Source organism: Haemophilus sp. HMSC61B11, assembly GCF_001838615.1.
Lineage (GTDB): Bacteria > Pseudomonadota > Gammaproteobacteria > Enterobacterales > Pasteurellaceae > Haemophilus_D > Haemophilus_D parainfluenzae_AD.
In genome coordinates this window covers 300,640-324,024 of sequence record NZ_KV837957.1, presented here as the reverse complement: position 1 = coordinate 324,024, position 23,385 = coordinate 300,640, and the positions used below count along the sequence as shown (strand labels likewise).

The 23,385-nt window shown below is 39.9% G+C and carries 24 protein-coding genes and 1 other RNA gene; 8 read left to right on the top strand and 17 right to left on the bottom strand.

Going from position 1 to position 23,385, the window contains the following annotated elements; genetic code table 11:
- Positions 1 to 61 precede the first annotated feature (61 nt).
- The 4 genes from clpB to HMPREF3263_RS03330 form a co-directional block, all read right to left on the bottom strand.
- Positions 62 to 2,632 (bottom strand): ATP-dependent chaperone ClpB, encoded by a 2,571-nt coding sequence (gene clpB / locus HMPREF3263_RS03345; protein ID WP_070852959.1) that lies wholly within the window; start codon positions 2,630 to 2,632, stop codon positions 62 to 64.
- A 135-nt stretch (positions 2,633 to 2,767) separates the two neighbouring features.
- Entirely contained in the window at positions 2,768 to 3,340 is a 573-nt protein-coding gene (locus tag HMPREF3263_RS03340; protein WP_070852986.1) for a 5-formyltetrahydrofolate cyclo-ligase, read from the bottom strand.
- Between the two features lie 26 nt (positions 3,341 to 3,366).
- Positions 3,367 to 3,564: non-coding RNA, 6S RNA (gene ssrS, locus HMPREF3263_RS03335), on the bottom strand.
- A gap of 91 nt (positions 3,565 to 3,655) precedes the next feature.
- Positions 3,656 to 4,447 (bottom strand): outer membrane protein assembly factor BamD, encoded by a 792-nt coding sequence (locus tag HMPREF3263_RS03330; RefSeq protein WP_049376160.1) that lies wholly within the window; start codon positions 4,445 to 4,447, stop codon positions 3,656 to 3,658.
- Positions 4,448 to 4,556: 109 nt separating this feature from the next.
- On the opposite strand from HMPREF3263_RS03330, the gene rluD reads away from it, so the two are divergent.
- Both rluD and pgeF read left to right on the top strand, forming a co-directional pair.
- Positions 4,557 to 5,531, top strand: a complete 975-nt coding sequence (gene rluD, locus HMPREF3263_RS03325; protein WP_049376161.1) for a 23S rRNA pseudouridine(1911/1915/1917) synthase RluD — start codon at positions 4,557 to 4,559, stop codon at positions 5,529 to 5,531.
- Between the two features lies 1 nt (position 5,532).
- Complete coding sequence (gene pgeF / locus HMPREF3263_RS03320; protein ID WP_070852958.1) at positions 5,533 to 6,270, top strand: peptidoglycan editing factor PgeF; 738 nt, start codon at positions 5,533 to 5,535, stop codon at positions 6,268 to 6,270.
- A 48-nt stretch (positions 6,271 to 6,318) separates the two neighbouring features.
- On the opposite strand, the gene ruvX is transcribed toward pgeF, so the two are convergent.
- The 4 genes from ruvX to fadR are packed head-to-tail and all read right to left on the bottom strand — an operon-like array spanning position 6,319 to position 8,819.
- Positions 6,319 to 6,738 carry a Holliday junction resolvase RuvX gene (ruvX, locus tag HMPREF3263_RS03315; RefSeq protein ID WP_005695457.1) on the bottom strand — a complete coding sequence of 140 codons (420 nt, stop codon included), beginning with the start codon at positions 6,736 to 6,738 and terminating at the stop codon, positions 6,319 to 6,321.
- The gene (locus HMPREF3263_RS03310; protein ID WP_070852957.1) at positions 6,738 to 7,298 is read right to left on the bottom strand and encodes a YqgE/AlgH family protein; all 561 of its coding nucleotides are present in this window, start codon (positions 7,296 to 7,298) and stop codon (positions 6,738 to 6,740) included. Before HMPREF3263_RS03310 ends, ruvX begins: the two co-directional genes overlap by 1 nt.
- Positions 7,298 to 8,032 carry a 16S rRNA (uracil(1498)-N(3))-methyltransferase gene (gene rsmE / locus HMPREF3263_RS03305; protein ID WP_070852956.1) on the bottom strand — a complete coding sequence of 245 codons (735 nt, stop codon included), beginning with the start codon at positions 8,030 to 8,032 and terminating at the stop codon, positions 7,298 to 7,300. Before rsmE ends, HMPREF3263_RS03310 begins: the two co-directional genes overlap by 1 nt.
- Before the next feature lie 58 nt (positions 8,033 to 8,090).
- Positions 8,091 to 8,819 carry a fatty acid metabolism transcriptional regulator FadR gene (fadR, locus tag HMPREF3263_RS03300; RefSeq protein ID WP_070852985.1) on the bottom strand — a complete coding sequence of 243 codons (729 nt, stop codon included), beginning with the start codon at positions 8,817 to 8,819 and terminating at the stop codon, positions 8,091 to 8,093.
- Positions 8,820 to 8,953: 134 nt separating this feature from the next.
- Here fadR and nhaB point away from each other — a divergent pair, with 134 nt between their 5' ends.
- Positions 8,954 to 10,492: a Na(+)/H(+) antiporter NhaB gene (gene nhaB / locus HMPREF3263_RS03295; protein ID WP_049371602.1), complete on the top strand. Its 1,539-nt coding sequence runs from the start codon at positions 8,954 to 8,956 to the stop codon at positions 10,490 to 10,492.
- A gap of 19 nt (positions 10,493 to 10,511) precedes the next feature.
- Entirely contained in the window at positions 10,512 to 11,045 is a 534-nt protein-coding gene (gene dsbB, locus HMPREF3263_RS03290) for a disulfide bond formation protein DsbB (RefSeq protein ID WP_049371601.1), read from the top strand.
- A gap of 74 nt (positions 11,046 to 11,119) precedes the next feature.
- Here dsbB and HMPREF3263_RS03285 read toward each other — a convergent pair whose 3' ends face one another.
- The 8 genes from HMPREF3263_RS03285 to HMPREF3263_RS03250 all read right to left on the bottom strand — a co-directional run bounded on the left by HMPREF3263_RS03285 (position 11,120) and on the right by HMPREF3263_RS03250 (position 20,094).
- Positions 11,120 to 11,395 (bottom strand): DUF1294 domain-containing protein, encoded by a 276-nt coding sequence (locus tag HMPREF3263_RS03285; RefSeq protein ID WP_049371600.1) that lies wholly within the window; start codon positions 11,393 to 11,395, stop codon positions 11,120 to 11,122.
- Positions 11,395 to 12,657 (bottom strand): serine hydroxymethyltransferase, encoded by a 1,263-nt coding sequence (gene glyA / locus HMPREF3263_RS03280; RefSeq protein ID WP_070852955.1) that lies wholly within the window; start codon positions 12,655 to 12,657, stop codon positions 11,395 to 11,397. Before glyA ends, HMPREF3263_RS03285 begins: the two co-directional genes overlap by 1 nt.
- Before the next feature lie 116 nt (positions 12,658 to 12,773).
- Positions 12,774 to 13,343: a hypothetical protein gene (locus HMPREF3263_RS03275; protein WP_049371598.1), complete on the bottom strand. Its 570-nt coding sequence runs from the start codon at positions 13,341 to 13,343 to the stop codon at positions 12,774 to 12,776.
- A gap of 63 nt (positions 13,344 to 13,406) precedes the next feature.
- A complete protein-coding gene (locus HMPREF3263_RS03270; RefSeq protein WP_070852954.1) occupies positions 13,407 to 14,630 on the bottom strand; it encodes a DUF711 family protein in 1,224 nt (407 codons plus the stop codon).
- Positions 14,631 to 14,654: 24 nt separating this feature from the next.
- On the bottom strand, positions 14,655 to 15,944 hold the full coding sequence (gene purD / locus HMPREF3263_RS03265) for a phosphoribosylamine--glycine ligase (protein ID WP_070852953.1): 1,290 nt from the start codon (positions 15,942 to 15,944) through the stop codon (positions 14,655 to 14,657).
- Positions 15,945 to 16,041: 97 nt separating this feature from the next.
- Complete coding sequence (purH, locus tag HMPREF3263_RS03260) at positions 16,042 to 17,640, bottom strand: bifunctional phosphoribosylaminoimidazolecarboxamide formyltransferase/IMP cyclohydrolase (RefSeq protein WP_065243058.1); 1,599 nt, start codon at positions 17,638 to 17,640, stop codon at positions 16,042 to 16,044.
- A 172-nt stretch (positions 17,641 to 17,812) separates the two neighbouring features.
- Positions 17,813 to 18,211: a DoxX family protein gene (locus tag HMPREF3263_RS03255; RefSeq protein WP_005695441.1), complete on the bottom strand. Its 399-nt coding sequence runs from the start codon at positions 18,209 to 18,211 to the stop codon at positions 17,813 to 17,815.
- A gap of 116 nt (positions 18,212 to 18,327) precedes the next feature.
- Complete coding sequence (locus tag HMPREF3263_RS03250; RefSeq protein ID WP_070852952.1) at positions 18,328 to 20,094, bottom strand: protein-disulfide reductase DsbD; 1,767 nt, start codon at positions 20,092 to 20,094, stop codon at positions 18,328 to 18,330.
- 180 nt (positions 20,095 to 20,274) lie between these two features.
- Between HMPREF3263_RS03250 and arcA the strand changes: the two genes are divergently transcribed.
- The 4 genes from arcA to ykgO all read left to right on the top strand — a co-directional run bounded on the left by arcA (position 20,275) and on the right by ykgO (position 22,157).
- Positions 20,275 to 20,988 (top strand): two-component system response regulator ArcA, encoded by a 714-nt coding sequence (arcA, locus tag HMPREF3263_RS03245; protein WP_005695439.1) that lies wholly within the window; start codon positions 20,275 to 20,277, stop codon positions 20,986 to 20,988.
- A 112-nt stretch (positions 20,989 to 21,100) separates the two neighbouring features.
- Positions 21,101 to 21,583, top strand: coding sequence for an SsrA-binding protein SmpB (smpB, locus tag HMPREF3263_RS03240; protein ID WP_014064114.1), 483 nt, complete (start codon positions 21,101 to 21,103; stop codon positions 21,581 to 21,583).
- 160 nt (positions 21,584 to 21,743) lie between these two features.
- The gene (locus HMPREF3263_RS03235; RefSeq protein WP_005695437.1) at positions 21,744 to 22,010 is read left to right on the top strand and encodes a type B 50S ribosomal protein L31; all 267 of its coding nucleotides are present in this window, start codon (positions 21,744 to 21,746) and stop codon (positions 22,008 to 22,010) included.
- Positions 22,011 to 22,019: 9 nt separating this feature from the next.
- Positions 22,020 to 22,157, top strand: a complete 138-nt coding sequence (gene ykgO / locus HMPREF3263_RS03230) for a type B 50S ribosomal protein L36 (RefSeq protein WP_005695435.1) — start codon at positions 22,020 to 22,022, stop codon at positions 22,155 to 22,157.
- Positions 22,158 to 22,206: 49 nt separating this feature from the next.
- On the opposite strand, the gene cgtA is transcribed toward ykgO, so the two are convergent.
- A complete protein-coding gene (cgtA, locus tag HMPREF3263_RS03225) occupies positions 22,207 to 23,379 on the bottom strand; it encodes an Obg family GTPase CgtA (protein WP_070852951.1) in 1,173 nt (390 codons plus the stop codon).
- Positions 23,380 to 23,385 lie beyond the last annotated feature (6 nt).

Below are 23,385 nucleotides of genomic sequence, written 5' to 3'. Positions count from 1 at the left end.
TCTTTTACCAAAGCATAAAAAAGCCATTTAGCTTTCACTAAATGGCTTTTCATTTTATAGCTTATTGTCTCGCTTGAACTTTGCCGTCAGTATAATCAACGGTTACCACTTTACCTGGTAATAATTGACCAGATAGAATTTGTTGTGCCAAGCTATTTTCGATCTCTTGTTGAATCGCACGTTTCAATGGACGCGCACCATAAATTGGGTCATAACCCACTTCAGCAATGAAATCTAATAAAGCGTCGGTAAACACTAATTCGTAGCCACGAGTTTCCATACGTTTTGCTAAGCGTTCTAATTGGATGCTTGCAATCGCACGGATGTTGTCTTTACCAAGTGGGTGGAATACCACTGTTTCATCAATACGGTTGATGAATTCCGGACGGAAATGTTGGCTCACCACAGACATCACTAAGGCTTTCATTTCACCATAGCTTTCATCTTTGCTACCTTGGATTAAATCAGAACCCAAGTTAGAGGTCATAATCACGACTGTGTTACGGAAGTCCACAGTACGACCTTGACCATCAGTTAAACGGCCATCATCCAACACTTGTAATAAGATATTGAATACATCCGCATGGGCTTTTTCCACTTCATCTAACAAAATCACTGAATATGGACGACGACGTACCGCTTCAGTTAAGTAACCACCTTCTTCATAGCCTACGTAGCCTGGAGGTGCACCCACTAAACGAGATACGCTATGTTTTTCCATAAACTCTGACATATCAATACGCACCATCGCATCTTCGCTGTCAAAGAGGAATTTCGCCAACGTTTTGCAAAGCTCAGTTTTACCTACACCAGTTGGACCTAAGAATAAGAAAGAACCAATTGGGCGGTTAGGATCAGAAAGCCCTGCACGGCTACGACGAATTGCGTTTGCGACGGCATCAACGGCTTCTTCTTGACCGATCACACGTTTGTGCAATTCTTCTTCCATACGTAAGAGTTTTTCTTTCTCACCTTCCATCATTTTAGAAACTGGAATGCCTGTTGCTTTAGAAAGCACTTCCGCAATTTCTTCATCAGTCACACGATAGCGCAATAAGGTCATTTCTTTGCCTTCACCAGTTTCAGCGGCAGCAAGTTGTTTTTCCAATTCTGGAATACGACCGTATTGAAGCTCAGACATTTTACTTAAATCGCCAGCACGACGCGCTTGTTCCATTTCAGTTTTCGCTGCATCTAACTCTTGTTTGATGTGTTGTGAACCTGAAAGAGTCGCTTTTTCTGATTTCCAAACTTCTTCAAGTTCAGCATATTCACGTTCTTTATCAGCAAGCTCTTTTTCTAACATATCTAAACGCTTACGGCTTGCTTCGTCTTCTTCTTTTTGTAATGCCTGTTGTTCCAATTTTAATTGGATAATACGGCGTTCAAGACGATCAAGCGGCTCTGGTTTAGAGTCAATTTCCATACGGATGCTTGAAGCAGCCTCATCGATTAAGTCGATGGCTTTATCCGGCAATTGACGATCGGAAATATAACGATGTGAAAGTGTTGCCGCTGCCACGATTGCTGGGTCAGTAATATCTACATGGTGATGGATCTCATAACGCTCTTTCAAACCACGTAAGATCGCAATGGTATCTTCTACACTTGGTTCATCTACAAAGACTTTTTGGAAACGGCGCTCAAGTGCTGCATCTTTCTCGATATATTGGCGATATTCGTCTAATGTGGTCGCACCCACACAGTGTAATTCACCACGTGCTAGACTTGGTTTTAATAAGTTACCTGCATCCATCGCACCGTCAGTTTTACCTGCACCAACCATGGTATGGATTTCATCAATAAAGAGGATCACTCGACCTTCTTCTTTTGCAAGTTCATTTAATACCGCTTTTAAACGTTCTTCAAATTCACCACGATATTTAGCACCTGCAATCAAGGCACCCATATCTAAAGAAAGGACACGTTTGTTTTTCAAGCCTTCCGGTACTTCACCATTGACAATACGTTGTGCCAAACCTTCTACAATAGCGGTTTTACCTACACCAGGCTCACCAATTAATACAGGGTTGTTTTTGGTACGACGTTGTAATACTTGAATGGCTCGACGAATTTCTTCATCACGACCAATAACCGGGTCGAGTTTGCCACTTTCAGCACGAGCTGTTAAATCAATCGTATATTTTTCAAGAGCTTGTCTGCTTTCTTCTGCATTTTGATCGTTCACGCTTTGTCCTCCGCGAATATGTTGAATCGCTTGTAAAATTTGTTCTTTTTTCGCACCACATTTTTTCAAAATGTCATTTAATGCACCACGCTCTTCAAGCGCCGCCAATAAGAACAATTCACTGGAAATAAATTTATCTTGTTTTTGTTGTGCTAATTTGTCACATAAATTCAATAAGTTGAGTAATTGACGAGAAATTTGCACGTCTCCGCCATTACCTGACACTTGTGGCAATTTATTCAATTCTGCGTTTAATTCATTACGTAATAACGCGACATTCACGCCACTTGCTGTCAAAATCGGTGCAATTGAACCGTCTTGTTGATTTAAAAGTGCGGCCAATAAATGCACTGGTTCGATAAACTGATTATCTTTACCAAGCGCTAATGACTGTGCTTCACTAAGTGCTTGTTGGAATTTAGTGGTAAATTTTTCAATATTCATATCTTATCTTCTCCTGCATAAAATCCTTGGGGTCATCCCCTTTATGAGTAATTAAATAAGACCCTTTTTTGGTATTTCAAGAGAAAAAATAGACTATTTTTAATTTTTTCTATCAAATTTTACTTCTTGATAGGTTTAAGCAACTAAAATTTGATGAAGTGGCACGTCCCACGCTTCTGTGGGAAGCTGTTCGACTTGCTGACATTGATGGGCTAATCCCACAGGGATAAAAGAAGAATTTCGCCAATTTTGTAAGGTACGATCATAAAAACCCCCTCCCATGCCAAGGCGATTACCTTGTTTATCAAAAGCGACAAGTGGTGTAAAAAGAATATCTAATTCCTCTAAAGGCAATACGCTCTGAACATTGAGTTTTGGCTCCCAAATGCCAAATTTATTTTTCAGCATCGGTGTATCTGGCAAATAACGTAAAAACAAAAGATGATTCGGATTGAAAGGGTGTAATACCGGCAAATAAACCTGTTTACCTTGCGCCCAAAGGATTTTGATGAGTTTATCCGTGGAGATTTCTCCATCAAAGGAAAGATACAAAGCAATATGCTGCGCATTTCGTTCTTCAATTAACGCAAGTGCTTGTTGAGTGATAGAATCTTCCGCCTGTTGCTGCTGAAGAGCGGTCAAATTTGCTCGTGTTTTACGAATTTGTTGACGGAGTTGATTGCGAAGCGTTTGCTGTGTTGATTTCATTCGATTGGAAAGAATGGATTTTAAAGGAAGGTCCCAGAGTGCCGCTACGAGTAGTAGTCCTTGAACCCGACGGTCCAAGGAAACCGGTAAGGCCATTTTTAGGTTTCTTTAGTCCAATGACAAAGTCAAAGGTCAAGCCTACACACCAATGGCGGGAAACCGATTTATAAAGTTCTAAGTATCGGCTCAGGGACATAACCCATCCACGAACACCCCAGGAAATCTTTTAAATTTATACTAGCTCAATTTGATTAGTTTGACTAGCCTTTATTTGAATAATTTTGCTTATTCAAGCACGTCCCACAAGGGACGGGATTATTTTTTAACCGGTTGAATTAAATCAGACTCTTCCGGTTTTTTCACGTCCGCAAATTGTTTATCTTTATTCGCATCGATGACTTGTTGAGTTTGACTCGCTAATTGTTGTAAACCCATTTTTTCATAGGCTTCTTTCATTAAGAATAAACCTTCGTAAGTCGCTTTGGCATCTGGATATTGTTGTAACATACCCACTACACGGTTTGCTACAGCTACCCATGCATCACGTTTTGCATAGAATTTTGCAATTTCTAATTCATGACGAGCTAATGAATCTTTGATGTATGCCATACGTGCTACTGCATCTTGTGAATATGGGCTATTTGGGAACGCACGCACTAAGCTTTGGAAGTTTGAAAACGCCGTTTTCATTGAAGTGGTTTCACGCGTTGCACGATCGATACCAAAGAAATCTTGGATCATGTTATCGGCCGTTGCTAAGTTTGTTAAACCCGCCATATACACTGCATAGTCACGGTTTGGACTTTGTGGGAATTGGTGTAAGTAGTTATCTACGGTTACCAACGTTGAGGTGTAATCTTGCGTTTTATAGTTTGCATAAATTAAATCAAGCATTGCTTGCTCTTGGTAAGTACTACCAGGGAAACGCTCTGTTGCTGCTTTTAAATAACGAATCGAGTCAGAATAGCTTCCTTCTTGTAATGCAGCCGCGCCTTTTGCATAAAGGTCATCAACAGAAGCTTGTTCCACTTCTTTATTACCACTGCTACAAGCTGCAATCGCGAATGAGGTCAATGCAATTAGTGCAAGAGATTTTATTTTACGCATTCTTTTTTCCTTAATTTTTACGAAAATCAATAAATAAGTTACAATTAACGAATATTGTATAGAACATTACACAATAAGCCAACTTTTTAAATTTTTAGATGGATTTTTTATGCCACAAATTACCTTAACGGCTGAAATTCAGCCCGAACAAATGGGACAGCGTTTAGATCAAACCCTAGCAGAGTTGTTCCCAGAATATTCCCGTTCGCGTTTAAAAACCTGGATTGAAGCAAAACAGGTAAAAATGAACGGTGAAATTGCCGATATTCCACGTGCAAAAGTTTATGGCGGAGAGCAAATTGAAATTTCGGTAGAAGTAGAAGATGAAAACCGTTTTGAGCCACAAAATATTCCACTTAATATCGTTTATGAAGATGACGATATTATCGTGATTAACAAACCTAAAGATCTCGTGGTTCATCCCGGTGCAGGCAATCCGGATGGCACGGTACTTAACGCACTACTCTATCACTATCCACCTATTGCCGAAGTACCACGCGCAGGGATTGTGCATCGTTTAGATAAAGATACGACGGGTCTCATGGTTGTTGCTAAAACGATCCCCGCACAAACTAAGCTCGTGCGTGACTTACAAAAACGTAAGATCACTCGTGAATACGAAGCTGTCGCAAGTGGCATTATGACCAAAGGTGGTACAGTAGATCAGCCAATGGCTCGTCATGCGACAAAACGCACATTGATGGCGGTTCACCCAATGGGTAAACCAGCTGTGACACACTATCGCATCATGGAAAACTTCCGTAATTACACACGTTTACGCTTACGTTTAGAAACAGGCCGTACTCACCAAATTCGTGTGCACATGGCACATATCGCACATCCATTATTAGGTGATCAAACCTACGGTGGTCGTCCTCGTCCACCTAAAAATGCAAGCGAAGCCTTCAATGAGGTTCTGCGTAATTTTAAACGCCAAGCCTTACATGCGGTTATGTTGCGTTTAGCTCACCCAATTACAGGTGAAATGATGGAATGGTATGCGCCATTGCCGGATGACTTTATTGAATTACTGCATGCCTTAAAAGCGGATTACCTCGAACACAAAGACGAATTGGATTATTAAGATGAAAACCATTGTTCCAAACTGGAATGTTCCACCACATATCCAAGCTTTTACAACCACAAGAGAAGGTGGCGTAAGCCTACCGCCTTTCGAGAGTTTCAATTTGGGTGATCATGTCGAAGATGATAAAAGTGCGGTCAAAACTAACCGCACTTTATTGGTCAAAAAATTTAATCTGCCGCACTTTCCATTGTTTTTAACTCAAACACACAGTACTCGTGTGATTACAGTACCTTATGAAGGCAATAATTTTGAAGCTGATGCAGTTTACGCCAACCAACCTAACCAAGTCTGTTTGGTGATGACAGCTGATTGTTTACCGGTTTTATTCACCAATAAACAAGGCACTGAAGTGGCTGCAGCACATGCGGGCTGGCGTGGACTCTGTGATGGTGTATTAGAGGAAACCGTGAAATGTTTCCAATCAGCCCCCGAAGAGATTATTGCGTGGTTTGGACCTGCTATCGGCCCCAATGCATTCCAAGTTGGCAAAGAAGTGATTGCGCAATTTATGGCTTTTGACCCGATTGCAGAAACGGCTTTTCGACCCGATCCGAATGTGGCAGGAAAATACCTCGGCAATCTTTATCAAATCGCCACACAACGCCTCAATAAATTAGGTATTACCCAAATTTACGGCAGTGAACATTGCACATTCACAGAAAAAGAGACCTTTTTTTCCTATCGTCGAGATGGTAAAACAGGCCGAATGGCGAGTCTGATTTGGATAAAAAAATAAACTTATAAATACAACAAACCGCACCTTAAAGTGCGGTTTATTTTTGGCTTATTCTGAATAACTTTCGAACCAACTTTCCAAGATTAAGCAAGCAGAGATCCCATCGACTTTACCTTTATTGAGAGCGCGATAACCACCACGCTGAAAAATTTCATCGCGAGCAGAAACTGTTGTTAAACGTTCATCTTGCAATTCTACTTTGATACCGAAACGACCATTTAAGCGATTGGCAAATTTTTTCGCACGAAGTGTTAAATCTTGCTCGGTACCATCCATATTTAAAGGCAATCCCACCACAATGACATCGGGCTTCCAGTCTTTTAAGCATTTCTCAATAGCATCCCAGTTTGGAATCCCATCTTGCGCTTTAAATGCAGGCAAGGCTTGCGCTGTCCCCGTAATACTTTGCCCGACCGCACAACCGATACTTTTTGTGCCAAAATCAAACGCAATTGCCGTGATGCCCATTAACTATGTCCCACTTGTGAAAAGATGAAATTATGAGGATTAATCCCTAATAATTGATTTGCTGCAGGATAACGATCTTCATAAATGGTTTCAAACAAAATGGTGTCTGACGCTGGCGCGACCAGCCACGCATTATCTGCAATCTCTTGTTCAAGCTGCCCGGCTGTCCAACTTGCACAACCGAGCGCAACAAGATATTTCTCGGGCGCATCCGCTGAACCAAAGGTTTCCACAATATCTGCCGAAGTGGTGAGATACATCTCATCGGTAATTTTATAGCTGTGTTCAAATTCTTTCGCGGTTTTCTTATGAAGAATAAAACCTCGCTGAGAATGTACTGGACCACCTGCAAGTACAAGTTCATTGCTAAAAGTGCGGTCATTTTTCATCATAAAATTCATTTTTGAATACAGTTCAGCAATGCTTAAATCAGTAGGTTGATTAATCACTAAGCCCATTGAGCCTTGTTCATTATGCTCACACATATACACCACGGTATTTTGGAAATAATCCTCTAACTGTGGCATCGCAATTAAAAATTCCCCTTGTAAATCCATCATTATCCCAAATCTCCAAAACAAATTTGTAACGCACTGATCGCTGCCAAAGAGGCAGTTTCTGTACGCAATACTCGCTTTCCTAATAAAATTTCAGTAAATCCTTGTTGTTCAGTTTGAGCGATTTCTTGAGGTGATAAACCACCTTCTGAACCAATAAGCAAACGAACACCTTCTTTTGGAATTGAAGGTAAGGTTTTAATTGAATATTGAGCTCTTGGATGTAAATTCAATTTCAGCGCGCCATCATTTTCTGCACACCAATCTTGTAATTTCATTAACGGACGAATTTCTGGCACAACGTTACGGCCACATTGTTCACAAGCCGCAATGGCAATTTTTTGCCATTGTTGGATTTTCTTATCCATGCGTTCGCCGTCTAGCTTCACGCCACAGCGTTCTGACCACAATGGTGTAATCACGTTAACGCCCAACTCTACAGATTTCTGAATGGTGAATTCCATTCGATCACCACGTGAAATAACTTGTCCTAAATGAATCGATAAATTTGACTCTTTATCACTCCATTCACACCCCAAAATCTCCACTTTAACGGCTTTTTTACTCGCTTCAATAATTTTGGATGGATAAATATGATTACTTCCATCAAATAATTCGATTTGTTCGCCTTCTGTCATCCGCAGTACACGTCCTACGTGATCAGTCGCATCTTCTGAAAGCTGGCAAGTGGATTGTTCTTTAAGGGATTCTGGATGATAAACTCTTGGAATACGCATAATGTTAAATCTTTAATATAAGGAAAAAGTGCGGTCATTTTCAACCGCACTTTTCATATTATTCTGTAGCTAGATCTCTTGGCAAGCTTTCTAAAATCGCTCGCCAGTAAGTAGAGGTCACTTGCTTGTGTTTGCGAATACAACCTACTACTAAATCAGATTGACCACTTTCACAAATATCGCGCAATTCTACATAGAAATCATAAGTAACTTGGCGATGTTTTTCTTCACTGAAAAACAATAAGCCAATTTTATGATAAACCCCACGTAAGCTATTAAAAATTAAACGATAGAAAGGTTTATTAGCCATTACTGTAAACTGACGGAATAAGGCATAGTCAAATTCCATATAGCTCTCTGCCGTATTTTCTAATGAATCCAACCCTTTAAACAAAGCAACTGAAGCTTTAGGTGAGTTTTTGATGGCTTCATAAATATAAGATTCAGACATGCGACTACGCAATGAGAGCATATTTTCAATGATTAATGGCGCACTTTGACGATCTAAGGTAATTAAGGTTTCAATAATGCTTGGACCTGCTGTATCCCAAATATCATTAACTTTTGTTGGCTTGCCGTGTTGAATGGTAAGCCATCCATCGCGTGCTAAACGCTGCAATACTTCGCGTAATGTGGTGCGTGTTACACCAATTTTATCAGCTAAATCACGCTCAGAAGGAAGATTGGTGCCTGCGGGAAATACATTATCCCAAATACTTCTAACAATATATTCTTCGGCAAGAGCGGCTGGGCTTTGTGCCCGTAAAAGGGTATTATCTGTTTGCATAAATATAAAATAAATATAAAAAAGCTTAAAAAGATCAAAAAAATGTGATTTATTCAATAAATCTTTAACTGGTCTATTATCCTTTAAAGCAGTATATATTACAATGACAAGACTATAAAAAAACGGAGTTCGATATGACTTACACACAAGCATTTATGAAAAACTTTCTGGGCGCAAGTCCAGATTGGTATAAATTAACCATTATTGCCTTCTTGGTAATTAATCCAATTTTATTCTTTTTCGTCAGCCCATTTATTGCTGGCTGGCTACTCGTAGCTGAGTTTATTTTCACCCTAGCCATGGCATTAAAATGCTACCCTCTTCAACCAGGTGGTTTATTAGCATTTGAAGCCATTGCCATTGGCATGACGAATGCCGAACACGTTAAAGCGGAGATCGTGGCAAACTTTGAAGTGGTTTTACTTTTAATCTTCATGGTGGCCGGTATTTATTTTATGAAGCAACTTTTGCTTTATGTTTTCACCAAATTATTAGTGCGTATTCGTTCTAAAATCGTTCTCTCTTTAGCATTCTGTTTTAGTGCTGCATTTCTTTCAGCTTTCTTAGATGCACTAACTGTTGTAGCAGTTATCATTAGCGTTGCCATGGGTTTCTATGGGGTTTATCACAAAGTCGCATCAGGAAAAAACCTACAGGATGCAGTTGATATTACCGATGATAACAAAATCAAAAATCATGAAACTTTAGAAAAATTCCGTTCTTTCTTACGTAGCTTAATGATGCATGCAGGTGTGGGTACCGCTCTCGGTGGTGTCATGACCATGGTGGGGGAACCTCAAAACTTAATCATTGCAGAACAAGCTAAATGGAATTTCATTGAATTTTTCTTCCGTATGGCACCAGTGACAGTCCCTGTATTTATCTGTGGATTACTCACTTGTATTTTAGTCGAAAAATTTAAATTATTCGGCTATGGTGAAAAACTACCGGAAGAAGTATGGCAAGTCTTAGCGGATTTAGATCGTGAAAACGCACAAAAAATGTCTAAACAAGATAAGATTCGTCTTTCTGTTCAAGCAGTTATCGCAGTTTGGTTAATCTTAGGTTTAGCTTTCCACTTAGCGGCCGTAGGCTTGATTGGTTTAAGCGTAATCATTCTTGCGACAACCTTTACTGGTGTAACCGATGAACACGCAATTGGTAAATCATTCCAAGAAAGTTTACCTTTCACTGCACTATTAGTGGTGTTTTTCTCTGTCGTTGCAGTGATTATCGATCAAAAACTCTTTGCGCCAATTATTCACTTTGTATTAAGTTCTGAAGAGAAAACACAGTTAGCATTATTCTACTGTTTCAACGGTTTACTGTCTGCGATTTCTGATAACGTATTCGTAGCAACAGTTTATATCAATGAAGCGAAACATGCCCTTGCGACAGGCGCAATTGCACCGCACCAATTTGAATTACTTGCAGTAGCAATCAATACAGGTACAAACTTACCTTCTGTCGCTACACCAAACGGTCAAGCAGCATTCTTGTTCTTATTAACATCATCGCTTGCACCGTTAATTAAACTTTCTTATGGTAGAATGGTCTACATGGCATTGCCTTACACTATCGTATTAACGCTAGTTGGTTTCCTTGCAATCGAATTTATTCTACCTGAAATGACCATTTGGCTTGCAAACCTTGGCTTAATTCTTCCAATTTAATGAAGCATAAGGAGAAAGAATGCTCGACTTTTTTAAGCAATTATCCCTTAAACGTTCAGCGTGGTTCTTTTTGGCATTTACCGCATTTGCCTTAGAATCGACCGCACTTTACTTTCAATACGGCATGGGTTTACAACCTTGCGTACTTTGTGTTTACGAACGTTTAGCTATGGTAGGGTTATTTATTGCTGGTTTTATCGGCGCCTTAGCCCCTAGTTCGCTTATTGTCCGCATTCTTGCTCTTATTGTGGGTTTATTTAGTGCAATCAAAGGATTAATGATCTCCATTCGTCACCTTGATTTACAAATGAATCCAGCCCCATGGAAACAATGTGAATTTATACCAAACTTTCCGGAAACGTTACCATTCCATAAATGGCTACCTGCTGTGTTCAATCCAACAGGTAGCTGTAATGAAAGCCAATGGTCACTTTTCGGCATCACGATGGTGCAATGGTTGGTATTTATTTTCGCTGTCTATGTTATTGTGTTGGGATTAATTACCCTTTCACAAGTGAAGAAAAGTCGAAATCGACGCCTTATTTTTAAATAGTCTAATCACATACTAAAAAGCCTAGAGATATTCTCTAGGCTTTTTTATTACTGAAAGTCATTCTGTACTCAACATTATTCAAGAAAGAAATACCAATAAGACATTAAGATCAACCAAATAAAGGCACTGAGAATAACAACAAATTTAAAACTGAAGTGTTTGGTTTTATGACGAAAGCGTATCATCCCGCAATAAACACCAATAAACCCACCAAGCAGGCTTAATAGAAAGAAAGTATGTTCAGAAAATCGCCAGCCATGGCGAACCGCGCGGACTTTGTCTTTCCACATTAAAAAATAAGCGGCGATATTTACCGCCGCTAACATCACAAATAAAAGCTGAATCAGCATTATGCATAAACTGGAAGACGTTTGCAGATTGCCAATACTTTTTCTTTAGTTGCTGCAATCACTTGTTCTTCGTTTTCTTTGCCTAATGCATCCAATACATCACACATCCAACCGGCTAATTCACGACAGTCTTGTTCGTTAAAACCTCGACGAGTCACTGCTGGTGTACCTACACGGATACCAGAGGTCACAAATGGTTTTTGTGGATCATTTGGTACGGAGTTTTTATTCACCGTGATATTCGCTTTACCTAACGCGGCATCTGCTGCTTTACCGGTTAAACCTTGTTTGATGAAACTGACTAAGAATAAATGGTTTTCTGTGCCATTTGAAACCACGTCATAACCACGTTGTTTAAACACTTCTACCATTGCTTTCGCATTTTTAATCACGTTTGCTTGGTATTCTTTATAAGCAGGCTCTAATGCTTCTTTGAAACATACTGCTTTCGCCGCAATAATGTGAACTAATGGACCACCTTGGTTTGCAGGGAAAACAGAAGATTGTAAGCGTTTATAAAGCTCTTCATCACCACAAGAAGAAAGGATTAAACCACCACGTGGACCACCTAAGGTTTTATGGGTGGTCGTTGTTACAACATGTGCGTATGGCAATGGGTTTGGATATAAACCTGCTGCAATTAAACCTGCAACGTGAGCCATATCCACAAATAAATACGCGCCTACTTCATCGGCGATTTCACGCATTTTTTTCCAATTTACCACTTGAGAATAAGCAGAGAAACCTGCCACGATCATTTTTGGTTTGTTTTCTAATGCTTTTTGACGCACATCTTCATAGTCGATTAAACCATCAGCAGTGATACCATAAAGTACAGAATTATAGATTTTACCGGAGAAGCTCACTTTCGCCCCGTGGGTTAAGTGACCACCGTGTGCTAAATCCATCCCTAAGATGGTATCGCCCGCATTGATTAATGCACCATATACCGCCGCATTAGCTTGTGAACCAGAATGTGGTTGTACGTTTACATAATCCGCACCAAACAACTCTTTAGCACGATCAATCGCTAACTGCTCGACAATGTCTGCGTACTCACAACCGCCGTAGTAACGTTTACCTGGGTAGCCTTCAGCATACTTGTTAGTAAACTGTGAACCTTGCGCTTCCATTACGCGTGGGCTTGCATAGTTTTCAGATGCGATAAGCTCGATATGCTCTTCTTGACGACGATTTTCGCCCTGAATGGCTTGCCAGAGAACCGGATCGTAATCAGCGATGTTCATACTTTTTTTAAACATTGTGTTTTCCCTCGTTGTTTGAATTATTTGTGTATAGTTTACCTGTTTCCAAGTAAAAACTTAATCAAAAATTTCGATCATATTTTTCATTATTACAATGAAAAACATTCATTTATCTAAATCGAGCCTTTTTCTTTCACTAATTTCTCAATTAGTTTAACTTCTTTTGTTTTCTCGCCAGCTCCCAGTTTACGGCATTGGCTGGTTTCTTTCGTATACGTATTAAAATTTGTCATCCTTGTTGGGCTTTTCATTTTAATCTTCATATCCAAATGATTACCGCAGTTATTACAAGGTGAAACAAATTCCTTATCTAATTCTTTAAATTCTGGAGATTGTTCAATAATTTTCGCAACTTGTGGTGAATGCGCAATTTTAAATAGACGATCTGTAAAGTCATAACTTAACTTGCCCTCATTCGCCTGCCATTTGGCTTTAGCTTGCAATAAATAACGCATCCAGCCTTCTTTTGTATCAATCTGTGAAATACCACGTAGAAGCACAGTTTGATCTGCGTGATAGGTGACATAATCAAAATGCTCAACAGGTAAAGGGGATTTTGCCGCTGGTTTCACATGACAAATCCAATCGCCGACTAAGGCTTGTTCTTGTCCAGTTTGCTGATGAGCTACCGTACACCCTGAGAATAATACAGCAACAAAACCACCCAATATTAATTTTCTCATGAGATATTCCTTTTATTGACAGTAGAGATAACATTCATCAATACAAAGTAGGGAAAAATTTTTTTAATCCGGAATATGTAAAAGGCGGCAGTTACATAAATCATCACTCTCAAATTCGGATATTTCACCTGCAACCTTATTCGGAATTGGGAATAAACGCACAGTTAGCGGTTTATTTAAGCGAAATGCCATCGTTCCCGTATCACGCATAATAGCCGCTATACTTTCAGCCTTAGCATTTCCCGCCACAGGAACCGTATCTAAACCGATACCACATACGGCGCTATAAGTCAGTAAAGCGCGAATATCAAAATATTGTTTTTGTGTCCCTTCGGCTAAACCCAAATCTTCTGTCACCGCCAACATTAATCCGGAAAACCCAACCAATGGCACACGTTGGATTGATTTAAACACTTTTGTCAGTAACGCAGAAACCTCTACTGAACCAGCTGCACCAAAATAAGGTAATCCCATTAATTCATAGATTTTTGTTATGGATGAACAATTTTTTGATGGTGCCGCTGAACTATCAATGCCTGCAAATTCAAATTTTCCCGACAATTTGACCGCACTTAACATCTCTAATACTTGATCTACATGATATTGCAGAGCCTGCAACATAGCTCGATAGCAATCAGCATAAAATTGACTATGAGGAGATTTTGGCACAGATTTTAATACTTCTACCAATAGATCTGGTGTTTCTAAACCAATGACAAAACTGTTCGGCAAATGACTTAGATGATAACCTGCTGGGAAATAAGGAATAAATGGCTTGCAGTTAAAATTCACAGTAAAGTTAAAATTACCTTCGCCACGCGGAGTTATATTTGCAATTCGTTGTACGGCATAAACAGATTGCTCGATAAGTTCATTATCTAACACGCCATTTTCATCTAATGGCACATTAACACAAGCATTACACAAGTCGCCATAAGCTGCGATTAACTCTGGCAATAACGCGATTTCCTCTTTATTTCTTGCTGCGCCTATTGCAAATCGAAGACGAATTCCACTTTCATTAAATTTATTCAATAATTCCGTTAAATACTGCAAATCTGCTTTTGCTGTCTGCAAATTGGTTAAATCTAAATATTCACCAAAAGGATTGGTAATCACTCGAATCGATTGCAAGGTATAACCTGCCTTCTGTACAGCTGGTAATAACAAATCCACATCACGTTTAACTGAATAAAGGGTGTCTTCCCATTGCGTTTTATCTTTATGTAACGTTAGAAAAAAACTGATTGTGCGAAGACGACATAATTCTTTATTTTTATAATCCATTCGATCCCTTAACATTAAATGTAGTTATTTTTGCTGCTCACGTTCAACAGCACGGTAACCAATATCTCGACGATAAAAACGTCCAGTCCATTGAATTTGCTCAGCGAGTTTTAATGCTTTTTGTTGCGCTTCAAATACGCTTTCGCCTAACGCAGTAGCACAAAGCACGCGGCCACCGTTGGTGACTAACTTGCCCGCTTTCGCTTCTACGCCTGCCAAAAAAACTTTCTCATTTTCGACCGCACTTTGAGGTAAGCCGCTGATTTCATCGCCTTTACGATAATCGCCTGGATAGCCTTCCGCGGCTAACACAATACCTAAGGACGCTTTTGGATTCCATTGGGATTTCACTTCATCCAATTTTCCCTCGCAAGCTTTAAGGCAAAGCTCAACGAGATCTGATTCAAGGCGTAGCATAATTGGCTGTGTTTCTGGATCGCCAAAACGGCAGTTAAATTCAATTACTTTCGGCTGACCATTTGGCATGATCATCAAACCGGCATACAAGAAACCGGTATAAACATTGCCTTCTGCAGCCATGCCGTTGACCGTTGGATAGATCACCTCACGCATCACCCGATCATGAATTTCAGGTGTCACCACTGGCGCAGGAGAATAAGCCCCCATACCGCCAGTATTCAAACCTGTATCATTTTCGCCCACGCGTTTATGATCTTGGCTGGTAGCCATAGGTTCAACGTTTTTACCGTCCACCATGACAATAAAACTGGCTTCCTCACCATCTAGAAACTCTTCAATCACCACTCGGCTACCCGCTTTGCCAAAGGCATTGCCCGAAAGCATATCACGTACAGCGTCTTCCGCTTCTTGCAATGTCATTGCAACGATTACGCCTTTCCCCGCCGCTAAACCATCCGCTTTAACGACAATTGGCGCGCCTTTCTCACGCAAGTACGCTAATGCAGGCTCAACTTCGGTGAAGTTTTGATATTCTGCCGTTGGGATTTTATGACGCGCGAGGAAATCTTTGGTGAATGCCTTTGAACCTTCCAATTGCGCAGCCGCTTGCGTTGGGCCAAAAATTTTCAGTCCAGCCTCACGAAATGCATCAACCACACCAATCACTAACGGGGCTTCCGGCCCCACAATTGTGAGCCCGATTTGCTTATCTTGAGCAAATTTCACCAATGCAGGAATATCTGTTGCAGAAATATTCACGTTTTCTACTTTATGTTCCAATGCGGTACCTGCATTGCCTGGGGCAACAAAAACTTTATCTGTTAGTGGAGATTGTACTGCTTTCCAAGCCAAGGCGTGTTCACGACCGCCATTTCCGATGATGAGGATGTTCATAATGCTCCTTGTATCTTTTTGAATTCAATCCCCTCTTTAGCAAAGAGGGGGAGGAATAAGTAAAAAAGTCGCTCATTGAGCGAAGTTACGACATAAATTAATGTCTAAAATGTCTCATTCCAGTTAATACCATCACCATATTATGTTCGTCCGCTGCGTCAATGACTTCTTGATCGCGCATTGAACCACCTGGATGGATAACACATTGAATCCCTACTTTCGCCGCTGCATCAATACCGTCACGGAATGGGAAGAATGCATCAGATGCCATCACACAACCGGCTACGGTTAAACCTTCATCCTGTGCCTTAATCCCTGCAATCTTCGCAGAATATACGCGGCTCATTTGGCCAGCACCGATGCCAATAGTTTGATTATCTTTAGCATAAACAATGGCATTCGATTTCACAAATTTTGCTACTTTCCAGCAGAATAGTAAGTCTTTTAGTTCTTGTTCAGTTGGCTGACGTTTACTTACCACTTTTAAATCATCCACACCAACCATGCCTAAATCTGCATCTTGTACTAATAAACCACCGTTTACACGTTTAAAATCTAGACGTTCAGAACGTGAAGTCCATTCACCACATTCAAGTAAACGAACATTTTTCTTACGTTTCACGACTTCTTGCGCTTCAGTTGATACTCTCGGTGCAATAATCACTTCAACAAATTGACGTTCCACAATTTCAGTCGCGGTTTTTTCATCTAATTCACGGTTGAAGGCAATAATGCCGCCAAAGGCTGAGGTTGGGTCTGTTTGATAGGCTCGGTTGTAGGCGTCTAAAATGTCTTTGCCTAAAGCCACGCCGCATGGATTTGCATGTTTAACGATCACACAAGCCGGTTCATCAAATTCTTTCACACATTCAAGTGCCGCATCGGTGTCTGCAATATTATTGTAAGACAAGGCTTTACCTTGTAATTGATGAGCGGTAGCTACGCTTGCTTCTTTCACATTTAAATCAACATAGAAAGCAGCATTTTGATGAGCGTTCTCCCCATAACGCATGGTTTGTTTACGCACGAAGTTAAGGTTTAAAGTACGTGGGAATTGACCGCACTTCGCATTGGCATCTTCTTCCTCTGCCACATGATACGGTTTCACCATTTGTCCAAAGTAGTTAGCAATCATAGAATCATATTGAGCGGTATGTTCAAATGCTTTGATGGCAAGATCAAAACGGGTTTCAAGAGTTAAGCTGTTGTGGTGTTTATCCATTTCAGCAAGAATGGCATTAAAATCATGATTATTCACTACAATCGCCACATCTTTATGGTTTTTCGCTGCAGAACGTACCATGGTTGGCCCACCGATATCTATATTTTCTACCGCATCAGCCAATGTGGAATCTGGTTTAGCCACGGTGGCTGCAAATGGATATAAATTCACGACGACCATATCAATGCCTTCAATGCCATGTTGCTGCATGATCGCATCATCTGTACCACGACGCCCAAGAATCCCGCCATGCACTTTTGGATGTAAGGTTTTTACACGACCGTCCATCATTTCAGGGAATCCCGTATAATCAGACACTTCAGTCACCGGCAAACCATGTTGCTCCAACAATTTTGCAGTACCGCCTGTGGAAAGTAGTTTTACACCACGCTGTACTAAGCCTTGAGCAAATTCTACGATACCGGCTTTATCAGAAACACTCAGTAAAGCCTGACGAATTGGACGATCTGTCATTATATTTTCCTTTCATTAAATGGTTAAAATAAGCGGGATAAATTATAGCGCAAACGTTTGCGTTTATATAGAAAAAATTTTACTGGTAAGCCACACTTAAAAGTGTGTGATTTATTTAATTGATTAAAAAAAAGCCCGCAAAATGCGGGCAATAAATTAATGAAATAATTGATTAACGTTTGCGGTTGTCTAGAGAAAATGCGCCGGCACCAGCAAACACAAAATAGAAGAACACTAAAGAATAAAATAAAGCAAGTTCACCACCGTTCGCGATTGGGAAGAACAAATTCCCTTTACCTGCTACATGCATGAAGAAATATGCATAAGCCATTTGACCTGAAAGGATAAATGCCGCTGGGCGAACAAATAAACCTAAAATTAATAAGATTGAACCTACAATCTCAATTATCCCACCAACGATCATTAGTGGATCGCCCACCGCACCATTACCACCAGTCATTGACACTGGGAATTCCCAGAATTTCGCTGTACCGTGCAAGATAAACATATAGGCAGCGATGATACGTAATAAAGCTAAAACATACGGAGAATATTTTTCTAAGTTTTTCATAAAGTTTACCTCATAAAAATAAAAAGTGATTTGAGAACGGGGTGTATATTAATGATTAACTTAACACTAAACAATACCTTAAATCGAAAAGGACTTTTTACGATTAAGAAATAATTTTATGGTTTACTGATTTTCTCAATCCATTGTAGAAACTCAACAGGCGGCATGAATCCGTTAACACGACTCCCCTCGATTTCTTTTCCATCTTGATTAAAGAACAAAATAGTCGGTAAACCTAGCACTTTATATTTTGTCATTAAAGCACGGTTTTCTTCAGAGTTTTTTGTCATATCAACTTGAAGGAGCAACATATCGCCAAAGGTTTTTTGTATACGAGGATCGCTAAATGTTTCTTTTTCAAACTCTTTACAAGCCACACACCAATCCGCATAAAGATCGAGCATCACCAGTGATTTGTTATTTTCCGCCAGTGCTTGTTGCAATTCAGCTTCACTTTTCACTTGTTTAAATTCAACATGAGAAACCAATTTATTTTCGACTGCACTTTGTGCAGAGCTTTCACCCCAAACCCATGCTTGAAGCGGTTTCACACTAATCATCGCTGCCACTAAAAATAGAATTCGGAATAGCCAACCTGTACCATTCTTCGGCATTTGGAAAGCAAACCAAATAAAAAATGCAGTGCCGAGCATCGCCCATAATCTTGGTGTCCATTCATCTGGTAAAATACGAGAAATTAAGAATACCGGTAATGCGAGCATCACAAAGCCAAAGAGCTTTTTGACCGTTTCCATCCACATACCTGATTTAGGCAGGATTTTATTACCGAATAAGGTGATTAAAATAAGTGGTACGCCCATCCCTAATGCGAGCAAATAAAGCGTAATCGCACCAGTGAATAAATCGCCACTCTGCGCCACATAAAGCAAGGCCCCTGAAAGCGGTGCTGATGTACAAGGTGAAGCGACAAGTCCCGCAATCATTCCCATTAAGAACACTCCACCAAAGGCACCGGCTTTTTGCTGTTGACTAAGTAAAGATAGTTTTGTTTGTAATGAGCTTGGAAGCTGTAAGGTAAATACCCCGAACATCGACAAAGCTAACAAAACAAAGATGATTGATAACCCAATCATCACATAAGGATGTTGCAACGCCACTTGGAATGGCAAACCAATTGCAGCTACAATCAAGCCTAGTAAGGTATAAGTCAGCGCCATCCCCTGCACATATACAAAACTTAATGCGAAAGCACGCCACATATTAGGGCGTTGATTTTGACCAATTACTATCGCTGAAAGCAATGGTAGCATTGGCAACACACAGGGGGTAAAAGCCAAACCTAAGCCCAATAAAAAGAAACCAAATACGGCATATTTGCTATTAAATAAACTTTCCGCTAAACGGTCTTGCTCTGCTTTAGGTTGTGCTGAAAGTGCGGTCGATTTTTCCGATGTTTTTTTAGTATCGGTAACCTGGACAATAGGCAAATCCGCCACTTTAATTTCTTTCACTTCAGGGGGATAACAAAAGCCCTCAGTACAACCTTGGTAAGCAATTTCAATCACATCTTCTGCTTTTAATGGCGGCTGGCTTGCTTTAAAAATAGCTTGTACCGGCTTTTTGAAAATCTTCATTAAGCCAAAATAAGGATCGTTATAATCTTCAGGTGAAATAGAAAATGTCGGCACATCAAAGGATGGGGTTTCCGCTTGGTTAAGTTTCACGGAAATTTTCTCTTGATAGAGATAATACCCTTCTGCAATTGACCACTTGACGATCACATTTTCTTGATTATCGCTTTTCGCAGCTGAAAATTGAAAAGCGTCATCCACAGGTAAGAAAGCTGATTTTTTATCAAAAAGACCGGCTTGAGTGGAAAGTGCGGTAAAAATAAAAAATAAAAAAAGAAGAATTCGCTTCATCATAAAGTTCCATTTGTTGTTCCTGTTAAAATTCTAGCATAGATGAACAGAATGTTAAGAATTTATGACTTAGATCATAAAATTAAATGTAATTTAAAAAAATGACCATACTTTTCTGTTGTTACAGCAATGTTACAATTATAGAATATACTCATAATAAAGTATAACAAGGAGCAATGAATGGCTACCCCAAAAATCCTCATCGTGGAAGATGAAGCGGTAACCCGTAATACATTAAAAGGAATTTTCGAAGCTGAAGGCTATGACGTATTACAAGCACAAGATGGTGCAGAAATGTATCGTCAGCTAAATTCAGAAACGGTTAATCTCATTGTATTAGATATCAACTTACCTGGTAAGAATGGTTTATTACTAGGTCGTGAATTACGTGAAAAAACACCTATCCCTTTGATTTTCCTCACTGGGCGAGATAATGAGGTCGATAAAATTTTAGGTTTAGAAATCGGAGCCGATGATTATCTTACAAAGCCATTTAACCCTAGAGAACTTACTATTCGTGCACGAAATTTATTACATCGCACGATGACATTAAATGGTAAAGAAGCCCATTTACAACGTGAGAACTATCGTTTTAATGGTTGGACGCTGGATTTAAATAGCCATAATTTAATTACACCAGAAGGCGTTGAATTTAAATTGCCTCGTAGTGAATTTCGTGCCATGTTGCATTTCTGTGAAAACCCAGGCAAATTGCAAACACGTGAAGAATTATTGCAAAAAATGACAGGGCGTGAATTAAAACCACAAGATCGTACTGTAGATGTAACAATTCGTCGTATTCGTAAGCATTTTGAAGATCATCCTAATACACCAGAAATCATTGCTACCGTGCATGGTGAAGGCTATCGTTTCTGTGGTGAATTAGAAGAGTAATCTATCATTAAGTAATAAAAGGCTGAGTCAAATCAGCCTTTTGTTTTTTGCTATCCACGGCGAGATTCGGTAAAATCAACGCCAATTTACGATTAATGAACAACGGATAACAATGACCAAGAAGAAAGTCAAAGTCGGCTCCAATACCATTGCGTTAAACAAACGAGCTAGACATGAATATTTTATTGAAGATGAGATTGAGGCCGGCCTTGAATTACAAGGTTGGGAAGTCAAATCAATGCGCGCGGGTAAAGCCAATATCAGCGACAGCTATATCATTTTTAAAAACGGTGAAGCCTATTTATTTGGTGCAACCATTCAACCATTAAGCTTAGCCTCAACTCACGTAGTTTGCGATCCGACGCGTACACGTAAACTTTTATTGAATAAACGTGAACTGGATAATCTTTTCGGTAAATCAAGCCGTGATGGTTTTACCATTGTTGCCCTTTCTCTTTATTGGAAAGGCCCTTGGGCGAAGATCAAAATCGGTCTCGCGAAAGGTAAAAAACAACATGATAAACGTGATGATATTAAAGAACGTGAATGGAAAGTGGCGAAAGAGCGTATTATGAAAAACGCGCATCGTGGATAACTCTCCCTCCAAACAGACAAAATGCCTTTCAACCGAAAGGCATTTTTCTTTTTCTCAATATGAAAAAAATTCTCATTGTTATGAATAAAAATACATTGATAATCATTCTCTTTTAAATTAGTATCTTCGCCCAATTATTTCCGTCATATAAGGAGTTCTAATGAAAAAAGGTATTCATCCTGAAAATTATCGTACCGTTTTATTTTACGATTCCAATGCGAAACAAGGCTTTCTCATCCGTTCTTGCGCTAAAACTAACAACACCATGAAATGGGAAGATGGTAACGAATACCCTGTATTTATGTGTGATACCTCATCTGCATCTCACCCGTTTTATACCGGTAAAACCCGTCAAATTGGGAATGAAGGTCGTGCAAGTGAATTTGCAAACCGCTATGGTAAATTTGGTGCATTTAAATCAAAATAGGAATATTCAATGAAAGTATTATCTTCGCTAAAAAGTGCTAAAAACCGTCCTGGCTGCAAAATTGTTCGCCGCCACGGTGTCGTTTATGTCATTTCGAAAACCAACCCTCGCTTTAAAGCGCGTCAAGGTGGTAAAAAGAAAGGTTAAAGGCAATAAAAAAGAGCGGTCAAATTTCCGCTCTTTTTTCATTTAGGCATTAAGGTTTATAAATAAACTCAACGCCTTCTTCATCTTCTTCGTCCCAATCATCCCAGTCGTCATCTTCATCATCAAATTGATGTTCAGCGAGCTGTTCTTGATGGTAGTCTTCCCATTTGAATTTCACTTCTTCCGGTTTATTTTCTTCTACTTCTGCATCACGTGGATTGGCTTCAATGAAATCCATAATATCACGACAAAGTGGTGGCACATTTTTACCCGTTGCGGCAGAAATAAGGTGATAGCCTTCTTCCCAACCAAGACGTTCCGTAATCTCCTGTGCTCGTTCATGCGCCTCTTCTTCAGTCATCGTATCAATTTTATTAAAGACCAACCAACGAGGTTTATCTGCCAATTTTTCGCTATATTGGAATAATTCTGACTCGATGATCGAAATATTATCAGCAGGATCGGATTCATCAATTGGGTTAATATCTACTAAATGAATTAACACACGACAACGTTCTAAGTGTTTTAAGAAACGAATCCCTAAACCCGCACCATCCGATGCACCTTCAATCAATCCAGGAATATCTGCCACCACAAAGCTATGGCTCTCATCCACTTTCACTACGCCTAAACTTGGCACTAAAGTAGTAAATGGATAATCTGCAACTTTTGGTTTTGCAGCTGAAACCGCACGGATAAAGGTCGATTTACCTGCATTCGGCAAACCAAGCATCCCGACATCCGCAAGAAGCATTAATTCTAATAATAAATCGCGTTTTTCCCCTGGTGTCCCCATGGTTTTTTGGCGAGGAGCACGGTTTACTGAAGATTTAAAACGCGTATTACCTAAACCATGATAACCACCTTTCGCCACTAACATTTTGGCACCATGCTTTGTTAAATCGCCAAGCACTTCTTTGGTGTCATTATCAATTGCACGCGTTCCCACTGGTACACGTAATGTAATATCTTTACCTCGGCGACCGGTACAATCTGAGCTATGTCCGTTCTCACCACGCTCTGCGGCAAAACGTTTTGTAAAGCGATAATCGATCAAAGTATTTAAGTTTTCGTCTGCAACCAAATAAACATCACCGCCATCGCCACCATCGCCACCATCTGGGCCGCCTTTAGGGATAAATTTTTCACGGCGGAAACTTACACAACCGTTTCCACCATCCCCTGCTTCCACACGAATCAAGGCTTCATCAATAAATTTCATAAAAAC